The 16132-nt window shown below is 73.4% G+C and carries 12 protein-coding genes and 1 pseudogene; 5 read left to right on the forward strand and 8 right to left on the reverse strand.

What is annotated here, in order from left to right; genetic code table 11:
• Window positions 1-150: 150 nt before the first annotated feature.
• Window positions 151-600 carry a metallopeptidase family protein gene (locus tag ABGB21_RS08655; RefSeq protein ID WP_331212743.1) on the forward strand — a complete coding sequence of 150 codons (450 nt, stop codon included), beginning with the start codon at window positions 151-153 and terminating at the stop codon, window positions 598-600.
• Between the two features lie 88 nt (window positions 601-688).
• On the opposite strand, the gene ABGB21_RS08660 is transcribed toward ABGB21_RS08655, so the two are convergent.
• The 3 genes from ABGB21_RS08660 to ABGB21_RS08670 all read right to left on the reverse strand — a co-directional run bounded on the left by ABGB21_RS08660 (window position 689) and on the right by ABGB21_RS08670 (window position 5066).
• Window positions 689-946: a WhiB family transcriptional regulator gene (locus ABGB21_RS08660; protein WP_192765159.1), complete on the reverse strand. Its 258-nt coding sequence runs from the start codon at window positions 944-946 to the stop codon at window positions 689-691.
• A gap of 350 nt (window positions 947-1296) precedes the next feature.
• On the reverse strand, window positions 1297-3825 hold the full coding sequence (locus tag ABGB21_RS08665; RefSeq protein WP_347651166.1) for a bifunctional FO biosynthesis protein CofGH: 2529 nt from the start codon (window positions 3823-3825) through the stop codon (window positions 1297-1299).
• A gap of 167 nt (window positions 3826-3992) precedes the next feature.
• On the reverse strand, window positions 3993-5066 hold the full coding sequence (locus tag ABGB21_RS08670; protein ID WP_347677249.1) for a hypothetical protein: 1074 nt from the start codon (window positions 5064-5066) through the stop codon (window positions 3993-3995).
• 97 nt (window positions 5067-5163) lie between these two features.
• Here ABGB21_RS08670 and ABGB21_RS08675 point away from each other — a divergent pair, with 97 nt between their 5' ends.
• Window positions 5164-6294: a 2-phospho-L-lactate transferase CofD family protein gene (locus tag ABGB21_RS08675; RefSeq protein WP_347677251.1), complete on the forward strand. Its 1131-nt coding sequence runs from the start codon at window positions 5164-5166 to the stop codon at window positions 6292-6294.
• Window positions 6291-7625, forward strand: a complete 1335-nt coding sequence (locus ABGB21_RS08680) for a coenzyme F420-0:L-glutamate ligase (RefSeq protein ID WP_347677253.1) — start codon at window positions 6291-6293, stop codon at window positions 7623-7625. Before ABGB21_RS08675 ends, ABGB21_RS08680 begins: the two co-directional genes overlap by 4 nt.
• 7 nt (window positions 7626-7632) lie before the next feature.
• Here the strand turns inward: ABGB21_RS08680 and ABGB21_RS08685 are convergent, their stop codons facing one another.
• Both ABGB21_RS08685 and ABGB21_RS08690 read right to left on the reverse strand, forming a co-directional pair.
• Window positions 7633-8658: a winged helix-turn-helix domain-containing protein gene (locus tag ABGB21_RS08685; RefSeq protein ID WP_347677255.1), complete on the reverse strand. Its 1026-nt coding sequence runs from the start codon at window positions 8656-8658 to the stop codon at window positions 7633-7635.
• A 389-nt stretch (window positions 8659-9047) separates the two neighbouring features.
• Window positions 9048-10097, reverse strand: a pseudogene (locus ABGB21_RS08690) (hypothetical protein); the annotation flags it as partial.
• A gap of 37 nt (window positions 10098-10134) precedes the next feature.
• On the opposite strand from ABGB21_RS08690, the gene ABGB21_RS08695 reads away from it, so the two are divergent.
• Window positions 10135-10737: an NUDIX hydrolase gene (locus ABGB21_RS08695; RefSeq protein ID WP_347651171.1), complete on the forward strand. Its 603-nt coding sequence runs from the start codon at window positions 10135-10137 to the stop codon at window positions 10735-10737.
• A 27-nt stretch (window positions 10738-10764) separates the two neighbouring features.
• Here the strand turns inward: ABGB21_RS08695 and ABGB21_RS08700 are convergent, their stop codons facing one another.
• Both ABGB21_RS08700 and ABGB21_RS08705 read right to left on the reverse strand, forming a co-directional pair.
• Window positions 10765-11865: a sugar phosphate nucleotidyltransferase gene (locus ABGB21_RS08700; protein ID WP_347651172.1), complete on the reverse strand. Its 1101-nt coding sequence runs from the start codon at window positions 11863-11865 to the stop codon at window positions 10765-10767.
• 141 nt (window positions 11866-12006) lie between these two features.
• Entirely contained in the window at window positions 12007-13152 is a 1146-nt protein-coding gene (locus ABGB21_RS08705; protein WP_347651173.1) for a glycosyltransferase family 1 protein, read from the reverse strand.
• Window positions 13153-13381: 229 nt separating this feature from the next.
• Here ABGB21_RS08705 and ABGB21_RS08710 point away from each other — a divergent pair, with 229 nt between their 5' ends.
• Entirely contained in the window at window positions 13382-14074 is a 693-nt protein-coding gene (locus ABGB21_RS08710) for a TIGR03089 family protein (protein WP_347651174.1), read from the forward strand.
• 35 nt (window positions 14075-14109) lie between these two features.
• Here ABGB21_RS08710 and ABGB21_RS08715 read toward each other — a convergent pair whose 3' ends face one another.
• The gene (locus ABGB21_RS08715) at window positions 14110-16131 is read right to left on the reverse strand and encodes an acetoacetate--CoA ligase (protein WP_347677257.1); all 2022 of its coding nucleotides are present in this window, start codon (window positions 16129-16131) and stop codon (window positions 14110-14112) included.
• Window position 16132 lies beyond the last annotated feature (1 nt).

A 16132-nucleotide genomic window follows, 5' to 3' on the forward strand; every position in this document is an offset into this window, starting at 1 on the left:
CGCCGGTAACCGTGATCACACTTCGGGAGACGGATCGGGACAGTCAGGCCGGGGCGACCGGAGACACGGCCGAATCCACGATCCGGTACCGGCCCGACCAGGTCTACCCTGTCGTCGTGGGGCAAGCACAGCGAGTGGAGCGAGGCTGAGTTGACCAGTCCGGAGAACCGTCGCCCGGGTAACGGCCGTCCGTCGCGCCGGGACCGGCACGGCCGCGGGTTGCGTGGTCGGCTGGTCCCCGCCACCGTGCCGCTGGCCCGGACCAAGTCGGAGATCTTCGATGATCTTGTGCTGGACACCGTCGAAACCCTGGAGCGCCGGTTCGCCAAGGAACTCGCCGGGGTCGAGTTCGCCGTCGAGGACGTCCCGCCGGACCTGAACGTCTACGACTCGGACGTGCTGGAGGACGGCGAGGTGCCGCTGGCCCGGCTCCTGCCCGGGCGGCCCGGACGGCAGGAGGTGCCGCCGAGGATCGTGCTCTACCGGCGTCCGCTGGAGTTCCGGGCGATCGACCGGGAGGACCTCGCCGACCTGGTCCACGACGTGATCATCGAGCAGGTGGCGAACCTGCTCGGGGTCGACCCGGACGAGCTCGCCTGACCCCCCTGGCCGGGTTTCGCCCCCCGACGAGGACCCGGACGCGACCGGCCGGACCCGAGCGGCCCCCCACCGCCCGGATCACCGCCGATCAGGCGACGCGACGCTTCAACTTGCGCCGTTCGCGTTCGGACAACCCGCCCCAGATGCCGAACCGTTCGTCGTGACCGAGCGCGTACTCCAGGCACTCGGTCTTGACCTCACAGCGGGAGCAGATTCGCTTCGCCTCGCGGGTGGAGCCGCCCTTCTCGGGAAAGAACGCCTCCGGATCGGTCTGCGAGCACAGTGCGCGCTCTTGCCACTCCGGAGCATTTCCGAGTAGGTCGGCCACCTCGAGTCGGCCGTCCATCCAGTTGCCTCCTTATCGCGCACCGACGTGGCAGCCGGTGCAACCCCCCACGCGGAAGGCGTGTTTGTCCGCCCGGTAGCGATTTGGTGCGCTCCGTACGAACGACCCCACTGAAATTACACGCGTGTTATACGTGCGTCGTCAAGCCGAACCTGCTAAGTGGAGTCACCCCTTACCGCGTGTCCGGACGACTGTCGCGTCATCACGGCCTCGCAACCGGGCCTATCGATTCAGACCGGGTACGGGTAACGCCGACTCGGCGAGTTGGGTCGGAAATCGGCGTGGCGACTCCGGCGTGTCGCCTGGCCCGACAGTCCGGCACCGTTTCCGCAAGTCCCGGAACGGGGGGTTCAGCCGGCGAGTCCGTACACGGTGGTGCGTCGCCGGGCGGGACGGCCCGCCGCCGCCGCGATCCGCTCCAGCTGGGCGACGGTCCGGGCCGAGCCGTGGTCCGAACCCGCCATCCGGGAGATGGTCTCCTCCATCAGCGTGCCGCCGAGGTCGTTGCACCCGCCCCGGAGCAGCTCCGCCGTACCGGCGTCGCCGAGCTTGACCCACGAGCACTGGATGTTGTCGATCCGGCCGTGCAGCAGCAGTCGGGCCATCGCGTGCACGACCCGGTTCTCCCGCCAGGTGGGACCCGGGCGGGCGATACCCGCCAGATAGATCGGCGCGTTGGTGTGGACGAACGGCAGCGCCACGAACTCGGTGAATCCGCCGGTACGGTCCTGGATCCCGGCCAGCACCCGGAAGTGCGCCAGCCACTGTCGTGGATGGTCGACGTGGCCGTACATCATGGTCGAACTGGATCGGATGCCGAGTTCGTGCGCGGTACTGACCACCTCGACCCAGGTCGCGGCCGGCAGTTTGCCCTTGGTGAGCACCCAGCGCACGTCGTCGTCGAGGATCTCGGCGGCGGTGCCGGGAATGGTGTCCAGACCGGCGTCGCGCAGTTCGCCGAGCCAGTCCCGGATGGAGACTCCGGCCTTCGCCGCAGCGGTGACGATCTCCATCGGAGAGAAGGCGTGCACGTGCATCCCGGGCACCCGGGTCTTGACCGCCCGGACCAGATCGGCGTACGCGGTGACCGGCAACTTCGGGTCGATGCCGCCCTGCATGCAGACCTCGGTCGCGCCCGCCTGCCACGCCTGTTCGGCCCGGTCCGCCACCTGCTCCACCGACAGCCGGTACGCGTCGGCGTCCCGCTCCCGCTGCGCGAAGGCGCAGAACCGGCAACCGACGTAGCAGACGTTGGAGAAGTTGATGTTCCGGTTGACCACGTACGTCACATCGTCACCGACGGTCGCCCGGCGCAGCTCGTCGGCGATCCGACACACCTCGTCCAGAGCCGCCCCGTCCGCGCCGAACAGTGCCAGCGCCGCCGCCTCGTGCCGTGCCTCCAGCAGCGCGGCCGGATCGTCGGCGGCGAGCCGCAGCCCGGCCCGCAGGTCGTGGTCGGGCCCGTCGGCGCTCGACGACGGGGTCTGCCCCGCCGTCGACACCCGGGCACCGACCTCGGCCCAGTCGCCGTACACGTGGTCGAAGTCGCCGCGCCGGTCACCGGTCCGACCGGCGGTGTCGATGGTGGCGTGCAGGTCGGTCCGGCCCCCCGGCACGAACGCGTCGTCCGGCTCCTGCCAGGGCAGTCCGCCCGGCCGGGCCGCCTCGACCGCCAGCCCGGTCGCCGGGTCGGCCAGCGCCGCCACATGCGCCGACAGTCGTGGATCGAGCCAGGGGTCGCCCCGGCGGACGTACTCGGGGTAGATGGTGAGCCGCTCCCGCAGGGTGAACCCGGCTGCGGCGGTCCGGGCCGCCAACTCGTCCAGCTGCGGCCAGGGCCGCTCCGGGTTGACGTGGTCCGGGGTCACCGGCGACACCCCGCCCCAGTCGTCGATCCCGGCCCGCAGCAGCAGGTCGTACTCGCCCTCGATCAGGTTCGGCGGCGCCTGGATCCGGGCCCCCGGCCCGAGCAGGATCCGGGCCACCGCCACGGTGGCGGCCAGGTCGTGCAGCTCGGCGTCGGGCATGCCCCGCATCGCGGTGTCCGGCTTCGCCCGGAAGTTCTGCACGATGACTTCCTGGATGTGGCCGTACTCCCGGGCGCTGCGCCGGATCGCGAAGAGCGAGTCGACCCGTTCGGCGGCGGTCTCGCCGATGCCGATCAGGATGCCGGTGGTGAACGGTACGCCGACCCGGCCGGCGTCGGAGAGGACGCGCAACCGCACCGCCGGCTCCTTGTCCGGCGAGCCGTGGTGCGGGCCGCCCGGCTCCGACCAGAGCCGGGTCGCGGTGGTCTCCAGCATCATCCCCATGCTCGGCGCCACCGGCTTCAGCCGCTGCAGCTCGGCCCAGGAGAGCACGCCGGGGTTGAGGTGGGGCAGCAGCCCGGTCTCCTCCAGGACTGCGATCGCGCAGGCGCGCAGGTAGTCGAGGGTGGAGTCGTAGCCGCGCTCGGTCAGCCACTGCCGGGCCTGCGGCCAGCGGGCCTCCGGCCGATCGCCGAGAGTGAACAGGGCCTCCTTGCAGCCCTGGGCCGCCCCGGCGGCGGCGATCGCCAGTACCTCGTCGCGCTCCAGGTAGGGCGCGGGTAGCCGGTGCGGCACGGTGGCGAACGTGCAGTAGTGGCAACGGTCCTGGCAGAGCCGGGTCAGCGGGATGAAGACCTTCTTGGAGAAGGTGACCACGCCGGGACGGCCGGCGTCGGCCAGTCCGGCGTCGCGCAGCCGGCCGGCGACCGCCAGCAGTTCGTCGAGGAACTCGCCACGCGCGGCGAGCAGCACGGCCGCCTCGTCCCGGTCGAGAGCCCGTCCGTCCGCCGCCCGGCGCAACGCCCGCCGCAGACTCGCGGTGGTCGGCGCCGGGTCACTCCGATCTGCCACTCGTGCAGCCTAGGCCGTACGGCCGGCCGCGCCGCGCCCGACCGCCCCGACGGTGATCCCCGTCCTTCGAATGAACGCGCACCGCGAGGCCGGCGGTACCGTCCCGTCCGCCGTAGTCGGCGCCGGGCCAAGGCCAGCGCGTTGCCGGGGGCAGCGCCCGGCCGAGGTCAGCGCCCGGCCGGGTCGTCGTCGCGGTCCGGCGGCGGCGAACCCGCCGACGGCTGCTGGCTCGCCGGGTTGATCCGCTGGGTCTGGTCGGTGCCGGACGCGGTCGCGCCGCGCTGCGGGACCACCTGGGTCCGGCCCGGATCCTCGTCCTCCTCCGGTCCGGCCGAACCGCCGGGCAACGGAGCCGAACCGGCGGGCGACGGAGCCGAACCGGCGGGCGACGGAGCCGAACCGGCCGAGCCACCGGGCGTCGAGGGGGCCGGCCCGGCACCCACCACCGGTCCCGAACCCAGCACCGGCCCGGCGCCCGGAGCCGGCCCGGTCGCCGGCGGCGCGGAGGACGGACTCGGCGGGGCGGACGACGGGGCGGCACCGAACCCGGGCTGCCCGTAGCCGGTCGGCTGGCCGTAGACGGTCGCCTCGACCGGCGCCTGCGGGTAGGCCGCCGACGGGTACCCCTGCTGCTGTCCCGGCACCGGCGGGTAGCCCGGGTACCCGGGCTGGCCCGGCTGGCCGTACGGCTGCTGACCGTACGGCTGCTGACCGTACGGCTGCGGCTGGCCGTAGACGCCCGGCTGCGGCTTGGGCTTCGGTACGTGGTAGAGCGTCTGCCAGATCCGGAAGACCAGGAACGCCGCGACGGCGAGGACCGCGTACCAGCCGACCTGGTCCAGTCCGATGCTGAAACCGGCGTAGAACCGGGCCTCGGCCAGCGCGCCGAACCCTGCGGCGAGCAGCGCTATCCCGCCGAACAGCAGCGAGACGGCGTACTCCACGAGGGCGACCTGGACGAGCAGGCGGGCCCGGCCGACCACCGGCCGCACGTGGGTGGCGAGCAGCACGGCGAGCATCGGAAAACTGATCGCCGAGGCACCGGCGAACGAGGAGTAGACGGCCTCGGCCCGGTCGTCGAAGCCGGTGCCCGGCCAGCCGAAGAACAGGTCGAGGAGCCCGGTGAACAGGAACAGCGCGTTCGCGCCGAGTAGCACCAGCGCGATCAGTTCGCGTAGCGGCTTGGTGATCTGACTGGCCGGTGGCGCCTCGGTCGGCGCGGGCCCGGGCTGGCTGGTCACGGCTCCCCCTCGGACAGGACGGATGATGGCGACGCCTGAGCCTAGTCGGCGAACCCGCCCGCCGCCCGCCACGAGCGGATGGGCGAGGATGGTCGGTATGCGCATCGTGGTGTTGACCGGGGGCATCGGCGGGGCCCGCTTCCTGACCGGCGTACGCGGGTACGCCCGTCAGGTGGGCGCCGAGGTGACCGCGGTGGTCAACGTCGGGGACGACGTGGTCATGCACGGCCTGAGGATCTGTCCGGATCTGGACAGTGTCATGTACACCCTCGGCGGGGGCGCCGACCGGGAACGGGGCTGGGGACGGGCCGGCGAGACCTGGACGGTCAAGGAGGAGCTGGCCGCGTACGGCGCCGAGCCGACCTGGTTCGGGCTCGGCGACCGGGACGTGGCGACCCACCTGGTCCGGACCACCATGCTGAACGCCGGTTACCCGCTCTCGGCGGTGACCGAGGCGCTCTGCGCCCGCTGGCAGCCCGGTGTACGTCTGCTCCCGGCGACCGACGACCGGCTGGAGACCCACGTCGTGGTGAGTGACCCGGCGCCGAACGCCACCGACAGCGGCGCCGGCGCACCGGACAGCAGCGGCGCCGGTGACAGAGCACCGGACAGCGCCGGCACCGACGGCAGGGGGCAACCGGTGGAGGCGCGACCGGCCGAGGCGCCCGGGGCAGAGCCGGCCCGGCGGGCGATCCACTTCCAGGAGTGGTGGGTACGGCACCGTGGCGCGCTGCCGACCCACCGGTTCGTTTTTGTCGGTGCGGAGTCGGCCAAGCCGGCCGCCGGGGTGCTGGACGCCCTCGCCGAGGCGGACGTCGTACTGGTCGCGCCGAGCAACCCGGTGGTGAGCATCGCACCGGTCCTCGCCGTACCGGGGCTGCGGGAGGCACTGGTCGGCAACCGGGCGCCGGTGGTCGGGGTGTCGCCGATCATCGGTGGTGCCCCGGTCCGGGGGATGGCGGACCGCTGTCTCGACGTACTCGGGGTGCCGTGCACCGCCGCCGGGGTCGGTGGCCTGTACGGCGCCCGCTCGGCCGACGGTCTGCTGGACGGCTGGCTGGTGGACAGTTCCGACGCCGGGGTCGAGGTGCCCGGGGTGGCCGTCGAGGCGGTGCCGCTCTGGATGATGGACGAGGCGGCCACTGTCGCCATGGTCCGGGCCGCGGTCGACCTGGCCACGACGGTGCGTCCGGTCGACCGGACGGGCGAGGCGGGTGGACCGGCGTGAGGCTCGAGGTGCTGCCCGTACTCGGCATCGGCGACGTACGGGAGGGCGACGACCTGGCGGCGCTGATCGCCACCGCCGCACCCTGGCTGCGCGACGGCGACGTACTCGTGGTGACCAGCAAGATCGTCTCGAAGGCGGAGGGGCGGCTGGTCGACGTACCGACGGACGGCCCGGAACGGGAGGCGGCCCGGGCGGAGGTCCTGGCCGCGGAGACCGCCCGCCCGGTCGCCCGGCGGGGGTCGACCCGGATCGTCCAGACCCACCACGGTTTTGTGATGGCCTCCGCCGGGATCGACGCCTCGAATGTGGACCGGTCCCGGCTGGTCCTGCTGCCGAAGGACCCGGACGCCTCGGCCCGGGCGCTGCGGGCCGCGCTGCGGGACCGGCACGGCGCGGACGTGGCGGTGATCATCTCGGACACCATGGGTCGGCCGTGGCGCAACGGGCTCACCGACGTCGCCCTCGGGGTCGCCGGCATGTCGGCGCTGCGCGACCACCGGGGTGAGGTCGACCCGTACGGCAACCAGCTCAACATCACCCAGATGGCGGTGGTGGACGAACTGGCCGCCGCCGGTGAACTGGTGAAGGGCAAGTGCGACCAGGTGCCGGTGGCGGTGATCCGGGGTTACCTGACCGCCCCGGACGCCGACGACGGCGACGGCGCCGTGGCCGCCCTGGTCCGGGACGCCGCCCACGACCTCTTCTCGCTCGGCACCGCAGAGGCCCGGGCGGCCGGACTGCGGGCCGCCGCCACCCTCGGCGAGTCCGTCCGACGGCCCACGTCCCCGTGGTCTGCGTCGCCGACGCAACCGTCAACGCAGCCGCCGACCGGAACAGCCGGTCAGCCGGCCACCGCAACAGCCGGTCAGCCGGCCACCGGAACAGCCGGTCAGCCGCCGACCGCGCCGGCAACGCAGCCGACGGTCGACCCGGTCGCGGTGGCCCGGGCAGTCGACACGGTCACCGGAGTGATCGCGCCCGACACCCGGTTCGCCCTGGTCACCGACCCGGACCTGGTCGCCCGGCTCGGCGCGGCGGTGCCGGCCGTACCCGACGAGGTGGCGGCGCCGACGGACCCGTCCGCCGCGGCCGACGCGGTCACGGCGCCGGCCGGGACACCCGCCGTCACCGACGGGACCGCGGTGCTGGACTGCCGACCGCCGGCCACCGGTCCGACGGCGCTGATCAGGTTCGGCGCCGACCTGCACCGGCTGCGGGCGGCCCTGGCCGCCGAGGGGGTCGACTCCGGCGTCCTGCCGGCCCCGGACGGCGACATCGGGGTGTTCCTGCTGCTCACCGCCATACCCGCGCCGGCGACACCGAACCGCTGACCCCGGGTCAGGCGTTCAGCATCGCCCGACCGAGCGGGGTCAGGGTGTGCAGCACGGTGTTCCGGTCCCGGTGGCTGACCAGCAGGCCGGCGTTACGGAGCACGGTGGTGTGCTGGCTCGCGGCAGCCGGCGAGATGTGCAGCCGACGGGCCACCTCACCGGTCGAACAGCCGTCGCCGACCGCCTCCAGGACCGTGGCCCGGGTCCGGCCGAGCAGTGCGGCCAGCGCCGCCCGCCCGTTCTCCCGGCCGATGCCGGCCATCCCCGCCGGACCGGCGCCCTCACCCGGTGCCGGGGTCAGGCCACCGAGCCGGTCCACCGGATACACCAGCACCGGCGGCAGCTCCGGATCGACCAGGGTGACCGGGATCCGGGCGCAGAAGAACGACGGTACGAGCAGCATCCCGCGCCCGCCGAGATGCACCTCGCGGTCCACCGGATAGTCCGGCACCTCCAGCACCCCCGAGTTCCACCGCGCCATCGGTCGCAGGCTGGCCAGCAGCCCCTCCGTGCCGTCGTCGAGCAGGGCCCGGGCCCGGCGGCTCCGGTCCGCCTCCACCGCCGCCTGGATCCGCTGCCAGTACGGGGTGATCGCCATCTCCCGGTAGGTCCGCATCGAGTCGGTGAGGTGCCGGAGCACCGACACGTCGCCCCGGGCCAACGCGACGGCGGAGCCGGGCATCGGCAGCGGGTTCTCGCTGGCGAGAACGGTCAGGTCACGTTCCAGCGAGCTGACCGGGGTGGAGCGTACGGCGTCCAGTCCGGCCTCGATGCCGTACCGGCTCGCGTACGGGGTGAGGAAGTCCGGGAAGTAGCCACGTGGCGGGTTCAGCGCGAGCAGCAGCCGCAGCCGTCCGGGCGTACTCTCCCGCCGGATGCCGCCGGCCACCTCGCGCCGCCAGCCGGCCATCACCGGGTCCCGGCTGCGGCCCTGCAGCAGGTGCAGGCTGAGGACGAGCTCCCAGACCTCGTCGGCGGCAGGGGCGACCCGGGTCCGGGCGATGTCCTCACTGGAGAAGACGATCCGTAGCATGACTCGCACTCCCGAATCGCCGGCGGGTCCCACGGCAACCAGTCGAACTCTACCTGGATGGCATCCACCTGCGTCTTTCAGGCTGGGCTGAAAGACCTCGACGCTCGTCGCCGTCAGCGGGCATGCTCACTGAGCGATGCCGGTGTCGCGGGCGTTCCGACGCCGAGCGGCCGGTGTGGCATGTGCCGGGGGCAGGGGAGGAACGCGGCACCCGGACGGCTTCCACGAGGGTTCGCGGCCCTTCATCCGCGAAGGGTGCCGTCCGGGCTGTCGCCTTCCAGGCGAATGTCGCTGCCCACGCCGTCATCACCGGACCGGTCACGAGCCAGACCGTCGCGGTCCGTCTCCGGATCGCCGAGGTCCGTCTCCGGGTCGTCCCGGTCCGGCTCACCGATCCACAGCGCGATCCGGTGTGCCTCGTCGGTGACGTAGTACCGGGCCCCGTCAAGTTCGGCCAGACCCTCCACGTTGTACAGCGGCGCCAGGTCCGCGACGGGTACGGCGGCGGTGCCGGCGGGCCGGCCCGGACCGACCGGCGGACGGAACCGTACGTGCCGGCAGGGCACGTCGCCGCCGGTCGGGTGGTCGTCGAGCAGCACCGACGCCTTGCCGAGCGCGTCGATCGAGCCGATCACCGCGTCGTACGTCCCGTCGCCCCGGGCGGAGAGTGCCCGGATCCCGGTGAGTTCGCCGGGTCGGGCCACCCCGGTCAACGCGTACGCCCCGACGACCCGGGGCCACCCCCGGGCGGTCCGGTCGAACATCGCCGGGACGTCCGCCACCTCGACGACGATCGGCTCACCTCCGGCGGTGACCGGGAAGCGGAGCCCGAGCAGCAGGGTGCCCGCCGGGGTGAAGGCCGCCCCCTCCACGTTGATCGGGAAGTCCTCGGCGGTGAGCCGACGCACCCAGGTCTTCGCCCGGGCGGTACCCCGGTCCACGGTGGCGGTGATGAACCGCTCCCGTACCCGGTCGCCGAGCGGCAGCGCACCGATGCCGGCCGCCAGGAGGGCGTCGTTGACCGCGCGGTGCAGCCGGAACCCGTTGCGCACCACCTGCAGGCGGGGCAGCCCGGTGATCGCCTCGGATTCCCGGAACCGGGCGACGAAGGCGCGGCGCGGTCGCAACGGTCCCCGTTTCGACCCGAAGTGCGAGCCGACCACGTAGATCCAGCCGCCGTCCCGGGCGAGCGCCTCGCCGTCGTCGGTCCGGCCGTTCTCCCCGCCCGCGTCCATCGGCAGGTGGTGGGTGGTCCACCCGCCGTCGTACCGCTCCAGCAGCAGGGCCAGGCAGCGTTCGACCGGCCCCTCGTCGAGCACGGTCCAGAAGCCCCGGCGCGCACCGTGCGCGGCGAGCAGCGCCGATGACCGTACCGGCAGCAGGTCGCTCGCCTCGTTGCCGGGCAGGGCGAGTTCGACCGTACGCAGGGGGCGTGCCATGCCGATCATGCTACGGAAGCTCGCCTAGGCTGGATCCGTGCTGGACTCCCTACACTCCGACGCGATCGCCCTGCTCAGCGGCTGGCAGCCGGTGACCCCGGCCGCGGCCGACGCCCGGGACCGGACCCTGAAGCTGCTCGCCGACGGGCCGGTCGCGATGACCCGGGCCCACCGTCGGGGGCACGTCACCGCCAGCACGCTGGTGGTGGACGCGACCGGTAGCCGGGTGTTGCTCTGCCTGCACGGCAAGTACCGACGGTGGGCGCAGCTCGGCGGCCACTGCGAGCCCGACGACCTGACCGTGGCCGGCGCGGCGCTGCGGGAGGCGACCGAGGAGTCCGGCATCACCGGGCTGCGGCTCGCCCCGGTCCCGATCGACCTGGACATCCACCCGGTTTCCTGCCAGGGCGGCTCGTTCCACCACGACATACGGTTCGCCGCGATCGCGCCGCCGGGGGCGGTGGCCCGGGTCAGCGCCGAGTCGCTGGAGCTCGGCTGGTTCGCCCCGGACGCGTTGCCCGGAGAGCTGCTCGACGCCACCGAGCAGTTGGTGGCACCGGCGCTGGTCGCGTTCGCGACCGCGACCGCGACCGCGACCGCGGACCGGCTCGGACCGGCGTCGCCGTCCCGGACCGGATAGCCGTCCGGGACGGTGCGGTCGCCGACCTCAGACCAGGTCCTCCTCGCCCCGCGCCTTGAGTTCGTCGACGAGCTTCTTCACGTCCTGGGCCCGGTCCCGTGGGCAGACCAGCAGCGCGTCCGGAGTGTCGACGACGATCAGGTCCCGTACGCCGAGGGTGGCGACCAACCGACCGGAGTGCGGTACGACCACCAGCCGCTCGCAGTCCCGCAGCAGCACCCCGGGCTTCGGCCCGCCCGTCTCGGCGCCCAGCACCACGTTGCCCGACCCGTCGGCGGTGAGCACCTCACCGAGGGTGTCGAAGTCGCCGACGTCGTTCCAGCCGAAGTCGCCCGGTACGGTGGCGACCCGGCCAGCCGCGGCGGCCCCCTCCATCACCGCGTAGTCGACCGAGATCTTGGGCAGGGTGGGCCAGATCCCGGTCAGCACGTCCTCCCGGTCCGGGGTGTCCCAGGCGTCGGCGATCGTGGTCAGCCCGGCGTGCAGTTCGGGCTGCTGCCGGGCCAGCTCGGCGAGGAAGACGTCGACCCGCCAGACGAACATGCTGGCGTTCCAGAGGTAGTGGCCGGAGCGGACGTACTCCCGGGCGACCTCGGCCGCCGGCTTCTCCTTGAACTCCTCGACCCGGCGCAGCGGGCCGCCGTCGATCAGCTCGCCGCACTGCAGGTAGCCGTACCCGGTCTCCGGTCGGGTCGGGGTGATCCCCACCGTCATCAGCAGGCCGCGCTCGGCGCCGGTGACCGCCTGCCGGACCGTCGACACCCAGGTCGCCGGGTCGCGGATCAGGTGGTCGGCGGCGAACGAGCCCATCACGGCCGTCGGCTCGCGGGTCGCGATCAACGCGGCGGCCAGCGCGATCGCCGCGCAGGAGTCCCGGGGCGAGGGCTCGACGAGGATGTTCTCCTCGGGCAACCCGGTCAGCTGCCGGGCGACGGCGGCCACGTGCGCGGCGCCGGTGACCACCATGGTCCGTTCCGGGGTGGTCAACGGGCCGAGCCGGTCCACGGTGGCCTGCAGCAGCGAGGCCTCGGTGCCGGTGAGCGCGTGCAGGAACTTGGGGTGCCCCGCGCGGGACAGCGGCCACAAACGGGTCCCACTGCCACCGGCCGGGATTACGGCGAAGAGCATCAGCACATCATGCCGGACGGGTGCGCCCGATCACCTTTCCATGTCATTGCCACAAGCAATCAATATGTCACTAAGCGTAGTTGGCCGTCGGGTCGGTGGCCGGTAAACCCGACCGCCGCCCCACCGGACCCTCCGCCCGGGTCAGGCCCGGGCCCGGCTCCACGCCGCCAGGTGCACCTCGGCGCTGGACTCCCAGGTGAACTCCTTGGCCCGGTCGAAGCCGGCCTTGGCGAGCGCGAGCCGACGCGCCTCGTCGTCCAGCAGCGCCCCGAGATCCGCGGCGATCTGCGCCGGGTCCTCGCTGGTGTACGCGACCGCGTCACCACCCACCTCGGGCAGTGACAGCCGGGGCGTGGTCAGCACCGGCGCCGCGCAGGCCATCGCCTCCAGGATCGGCAACCCGAAGCCCTCGCCGTACGACGGATAGGCGGCGACCAGCGCACCGCCGAGGAAGCCGGGCAGGTCGGCGTAGCGCAGGTAGCCGGGGCGCAGCAGCCGCAGGTGGGCCGGGACGTCCGCGACCGCCCGGTCGATCTCGTCGTCGTGCCCCTGACCACCGGCGAGCACCAGGACCGGCGGGTCCTCGCGGTCCTTCACCGCCAGCACCCAGCCCCGGATCAGGTTCGGCACGTTCTTGCGCGGCTCCTTCGACCCGAGGAACGCGACGTAGCTGTGCCCGCCCAGCCCGAGCCGGGCCCGGACCCGGGCCTTCTCCTCGTCGGTCGGGGCGTGGAAGGCCGCCGGGTCGACCCCGTGGTAGGCCACGTCGATCCGGGTCGGGTCGGCGTCGAGCAGCCGGATCAACTCGTCCCGGGTCGCCTTGCTCGGCACGATCACCCGGTCGGCGCGCCGCAGCGACGTCTTGATCGCGCTGCGGAAGAAGGTCCGCCGCGACTTGTCGTAGTGCTCCGGCTCGGTGAAGAAGGTCGCGTCGTGCACGGTCACCGTCACCGGACAACCCGCGCGCAGCGGGCAGGTGTAGAACGGCGAGTGCAGCACCTGCGCGCCGACCTGCTGGGCGAGCAGCGGCAGCCCGGTCTGCTCCCAGGCGAGCCGGGCCGGCCGGTGCGCCACCGCCGCCGGTGCGGCGAGCACCTCGGCAGCCGGCAACATCCGCGAGTACCGCTCGACATCGGTACGGAGCGCGACGACGGCCAGGTCCTGGCCGGACCCGGCGGCCCCGGCCAGGGCGCCGAGCAGGCCGTCAACGTATCTACCAACGCCACCCCGGTCGGCGGGGACGCTAGTGGCGTCAATGAGCACGCGGGGCGGACGACCGGCGGTCACGTGGCGACTCCTCGACTGACAGGTGCGGGAAACGGAACATCTGTGGGGAAGAACACTCACGCCAAGCCTACGCCGCACGGGCCCGGACGCGACGACGGCGACCCGTCGGGCAACTGTCTTTCCGGTGACTGTGATCTTCGATGACCGAGGGTGGAATCGCCGGTGACCGAAGGTCCTCCCCCGACGGGTCCGGCACCCCGCGCCGGCCGGGTGGGTATCGTCGCGGACGATGGCCGACAACCTGACCCGCATCCTCGCCGCCGCGGTCGGCGCCGACCCGACCCGGCCGCTACTCACCTGGTACGACGACAGCACCGGCGACCGCACCGAACTCTCCGGCGCGACGCTGGCCAACTGGGTCGCCAAGACCGCCAACCTGCTCGTCGACGCGGGTGGCCTCGGCCCCGGTGACCCGGTCGGCGTCCTGCTCCCGCCGCACTGGCAGACCGCCGCCGTACTGCTCGGCGCCTGGTCGGCCGGGGCCGAGGTGCACAGCGGGCCGGCCCGGCCGGTCGACGTGCTCTTCGCCGCCGCCGACCGGCTCGCCGACGCGGCGGACTGGTCGGCCGGTGACCGGTACGCCCTGGCGCTCGCTCCGCTCGCCGCCCCGCTGCGTCAGGTGCCGCCCGGGTACCTCGACTACGTGATCGAGGTACGCGGACACGGCGACCACTTCACGCCGTACCCGGACGGCGGGCCGCAGGACGCGGAACTGGCCGGGCGGGCGGCCCGGCGCGCGACGGAGCTGGGCCTCGACGCGGGCGCCCGGGTGCTGGTCGACGCGGCCCGCCACCCCGACCCGGTCGACTGGCTGCTCGCCCCGCTGGTCGCCGGGGCCAGTGTGGTGCTCTGCGGCCACCTCGACCCGGCCCGGCTACCCGACCGGATCAGGGCGGAGAAGGTCACCGTCGCGCTGACCTGACCGGGAACGGCGGCGTGGGACCGCCGCCCGGGCCGCTACCCGGCGACCGGCGCCCCGCCGGCGGCGGACCGCTGCCGGGCCAGGCGCTCGAACGCGACCAACGACTCCGGGTTGGCCAGCGCTCCGGTCGCGGCGGCGGAGTCCACCGGCGCACCGGTGAGGATCTTCTTCACCGGCACCTCCAGCTTCTTCGCCGACAGCGTCCGGGGCACCGCGCCCACCTGGTGGATCTCGTCCGGGATGTGCCGGGGCGACAGCGCGGTACGCAGCTCGCGGACGATCCGGCCGCGCAGCGTCCCGTCCAGCTCCAGTCCATCCCCGAGCACCACGAAGAGCAGCAGCTCACCGGCGCCGCCCTCGGCGTCCTCCAGATGCACCACCAGCGAGTCGGTCACCTCCGGCAGCCCCTCGACGACCGAGTAGAACTCGGCGGTGCCCAGCCGTACCCCGCCCCGGTTCAGGGTGGCGTCCGAGCGGCCGGTGATCACACAGCTGCCCCGACCGCTGACCGTGATCCAGTCCCCGTGCCGCCACACTCCCGGATAGACGTCGAAGTACGCCTCCCGGTACCGACGCCCGTCCGGGTCGTTCCAGAAGCCGACCGGCATGCTCGGCATCGGCGCGGTGATCACCAGCTCGCCGAGCTGGTCCAGCACCGGGGTGCCGTCCGCCGACCGGGCCTCCACCCTGGCCCCCAGGCAACGGCAGGCGATCTCGCCGGCCCGTACCGGCAGCAGCGGCACGCCGCCGACAAAACCGGTGCAGACGTCGGTGCCGCCGGAGAGCGAGTGCAGTTGCAGATCGGTGCCGACCTCGTCGTACACCCAACGGAAGCCCTCGGCCGGCAACGGCGCGCCGGTCGACGCGACCCCGCGCAGCGCGGAGAGGTCGGCCAGTTCCGCCGGACGCAGCCCGGCCTTACGGCAGGCCAGCAGGAACGGCGCCGAGGTGCCGAAGTAGGTGGTGCCGGTCTCCGCCGCGAGCCGCCACAGCGTGCCGAGATCCGGCTCGGCCGGCCGGCCCGGCTCGGCCCGGACCGCCGGGTTGCCGTCGAAGAGCACGATCGCCGCCCCGACCGCCGGCCCGGAGACCAGGTAGTTCCACATCATCCAGCCGGTGGTGGTGAACCACAGGAACCGGTCGCCGGGACCGAGGTCGTGGTGCAGGGCGAGCACCTTCAGATGCTCGAGCAGGATGCCGCCGTGCCCGTGCACGATCGGCTTCGGCAAGCCGGTGGTGCCCGAGGAGTAGAGCACGTAGAGCGGGTGGTCGAACGGCACCGCCGCGAACTCCAGCGGCTGGTCCGTCTCCGCCGTCAGCTCCGCCCAACTCAGCGTGCCCGCCGGCGGCGCGGCCTCCGGATCCAGGTACGGCAGCACCACCGTGTGCAGAACGGACGGCAACTCCGCCCGGAGTTGGGCCACCTCGGCGCGGCGGTCGATCGGCTTGTCGCCGTACCGGTAGCCGTCGACGGCGACCAGCACGGTCGGCTCGATCTGCCGCCAGCGGTCCAGCACGCTGCGGGTGCCGAACTCGGGCGCGCAGGAGGAGAAGATCGCGCCGAGGCTGGCGGTGGCCAGCATCAGCACCAGGGTCTCCGGGATGTTCGGGGCGTACGCCGCCACCCGGTCACCGGAGCCGACCCCGAGCCGGACCAGTCCGGCCCGGACCCGACGTACCTGCTCGCGCAGCTCGGCGGCGGTAAGGGTGACCGGCGCCCGGGTCTGGCTGTGCGCGATCACCATCGGCTCGTCGTCGCCGACGCCGGGCATCCGCAGCACGTGCTCGGCGTAGTTCAGCGTCGCCCCGGGGAACCAGCGGGCCCCGGGCATCCGGGCCCCGGCCAGCGTGGCGGTCGGCTCCGCGTACGCCCGGACCTCGAAGAAGTCCCAGATCGAACGCCAGAACGCGTCAAGATCGGTGACCGACCACAACCACAGGTCGGCGTAGTCGGCGAACTCGAGCCCCCGATGCGTACGCAACCAGCGCAGGTAGGCGCCGATCCGGGACCGGTCGCGCACGTCGGCCGGCGGCGTCCAGAGCACCTCACCATCCATG

The organism is Plantactinospora sp. B24E8 (assembly GCF_039871735.1).
Taxonomy (GTDB): domain Bacteria; phylum Actinomycetota; class Actinomycetes; order Mycobacteriales; family Micromonosporaceae; genus Plantactinospora.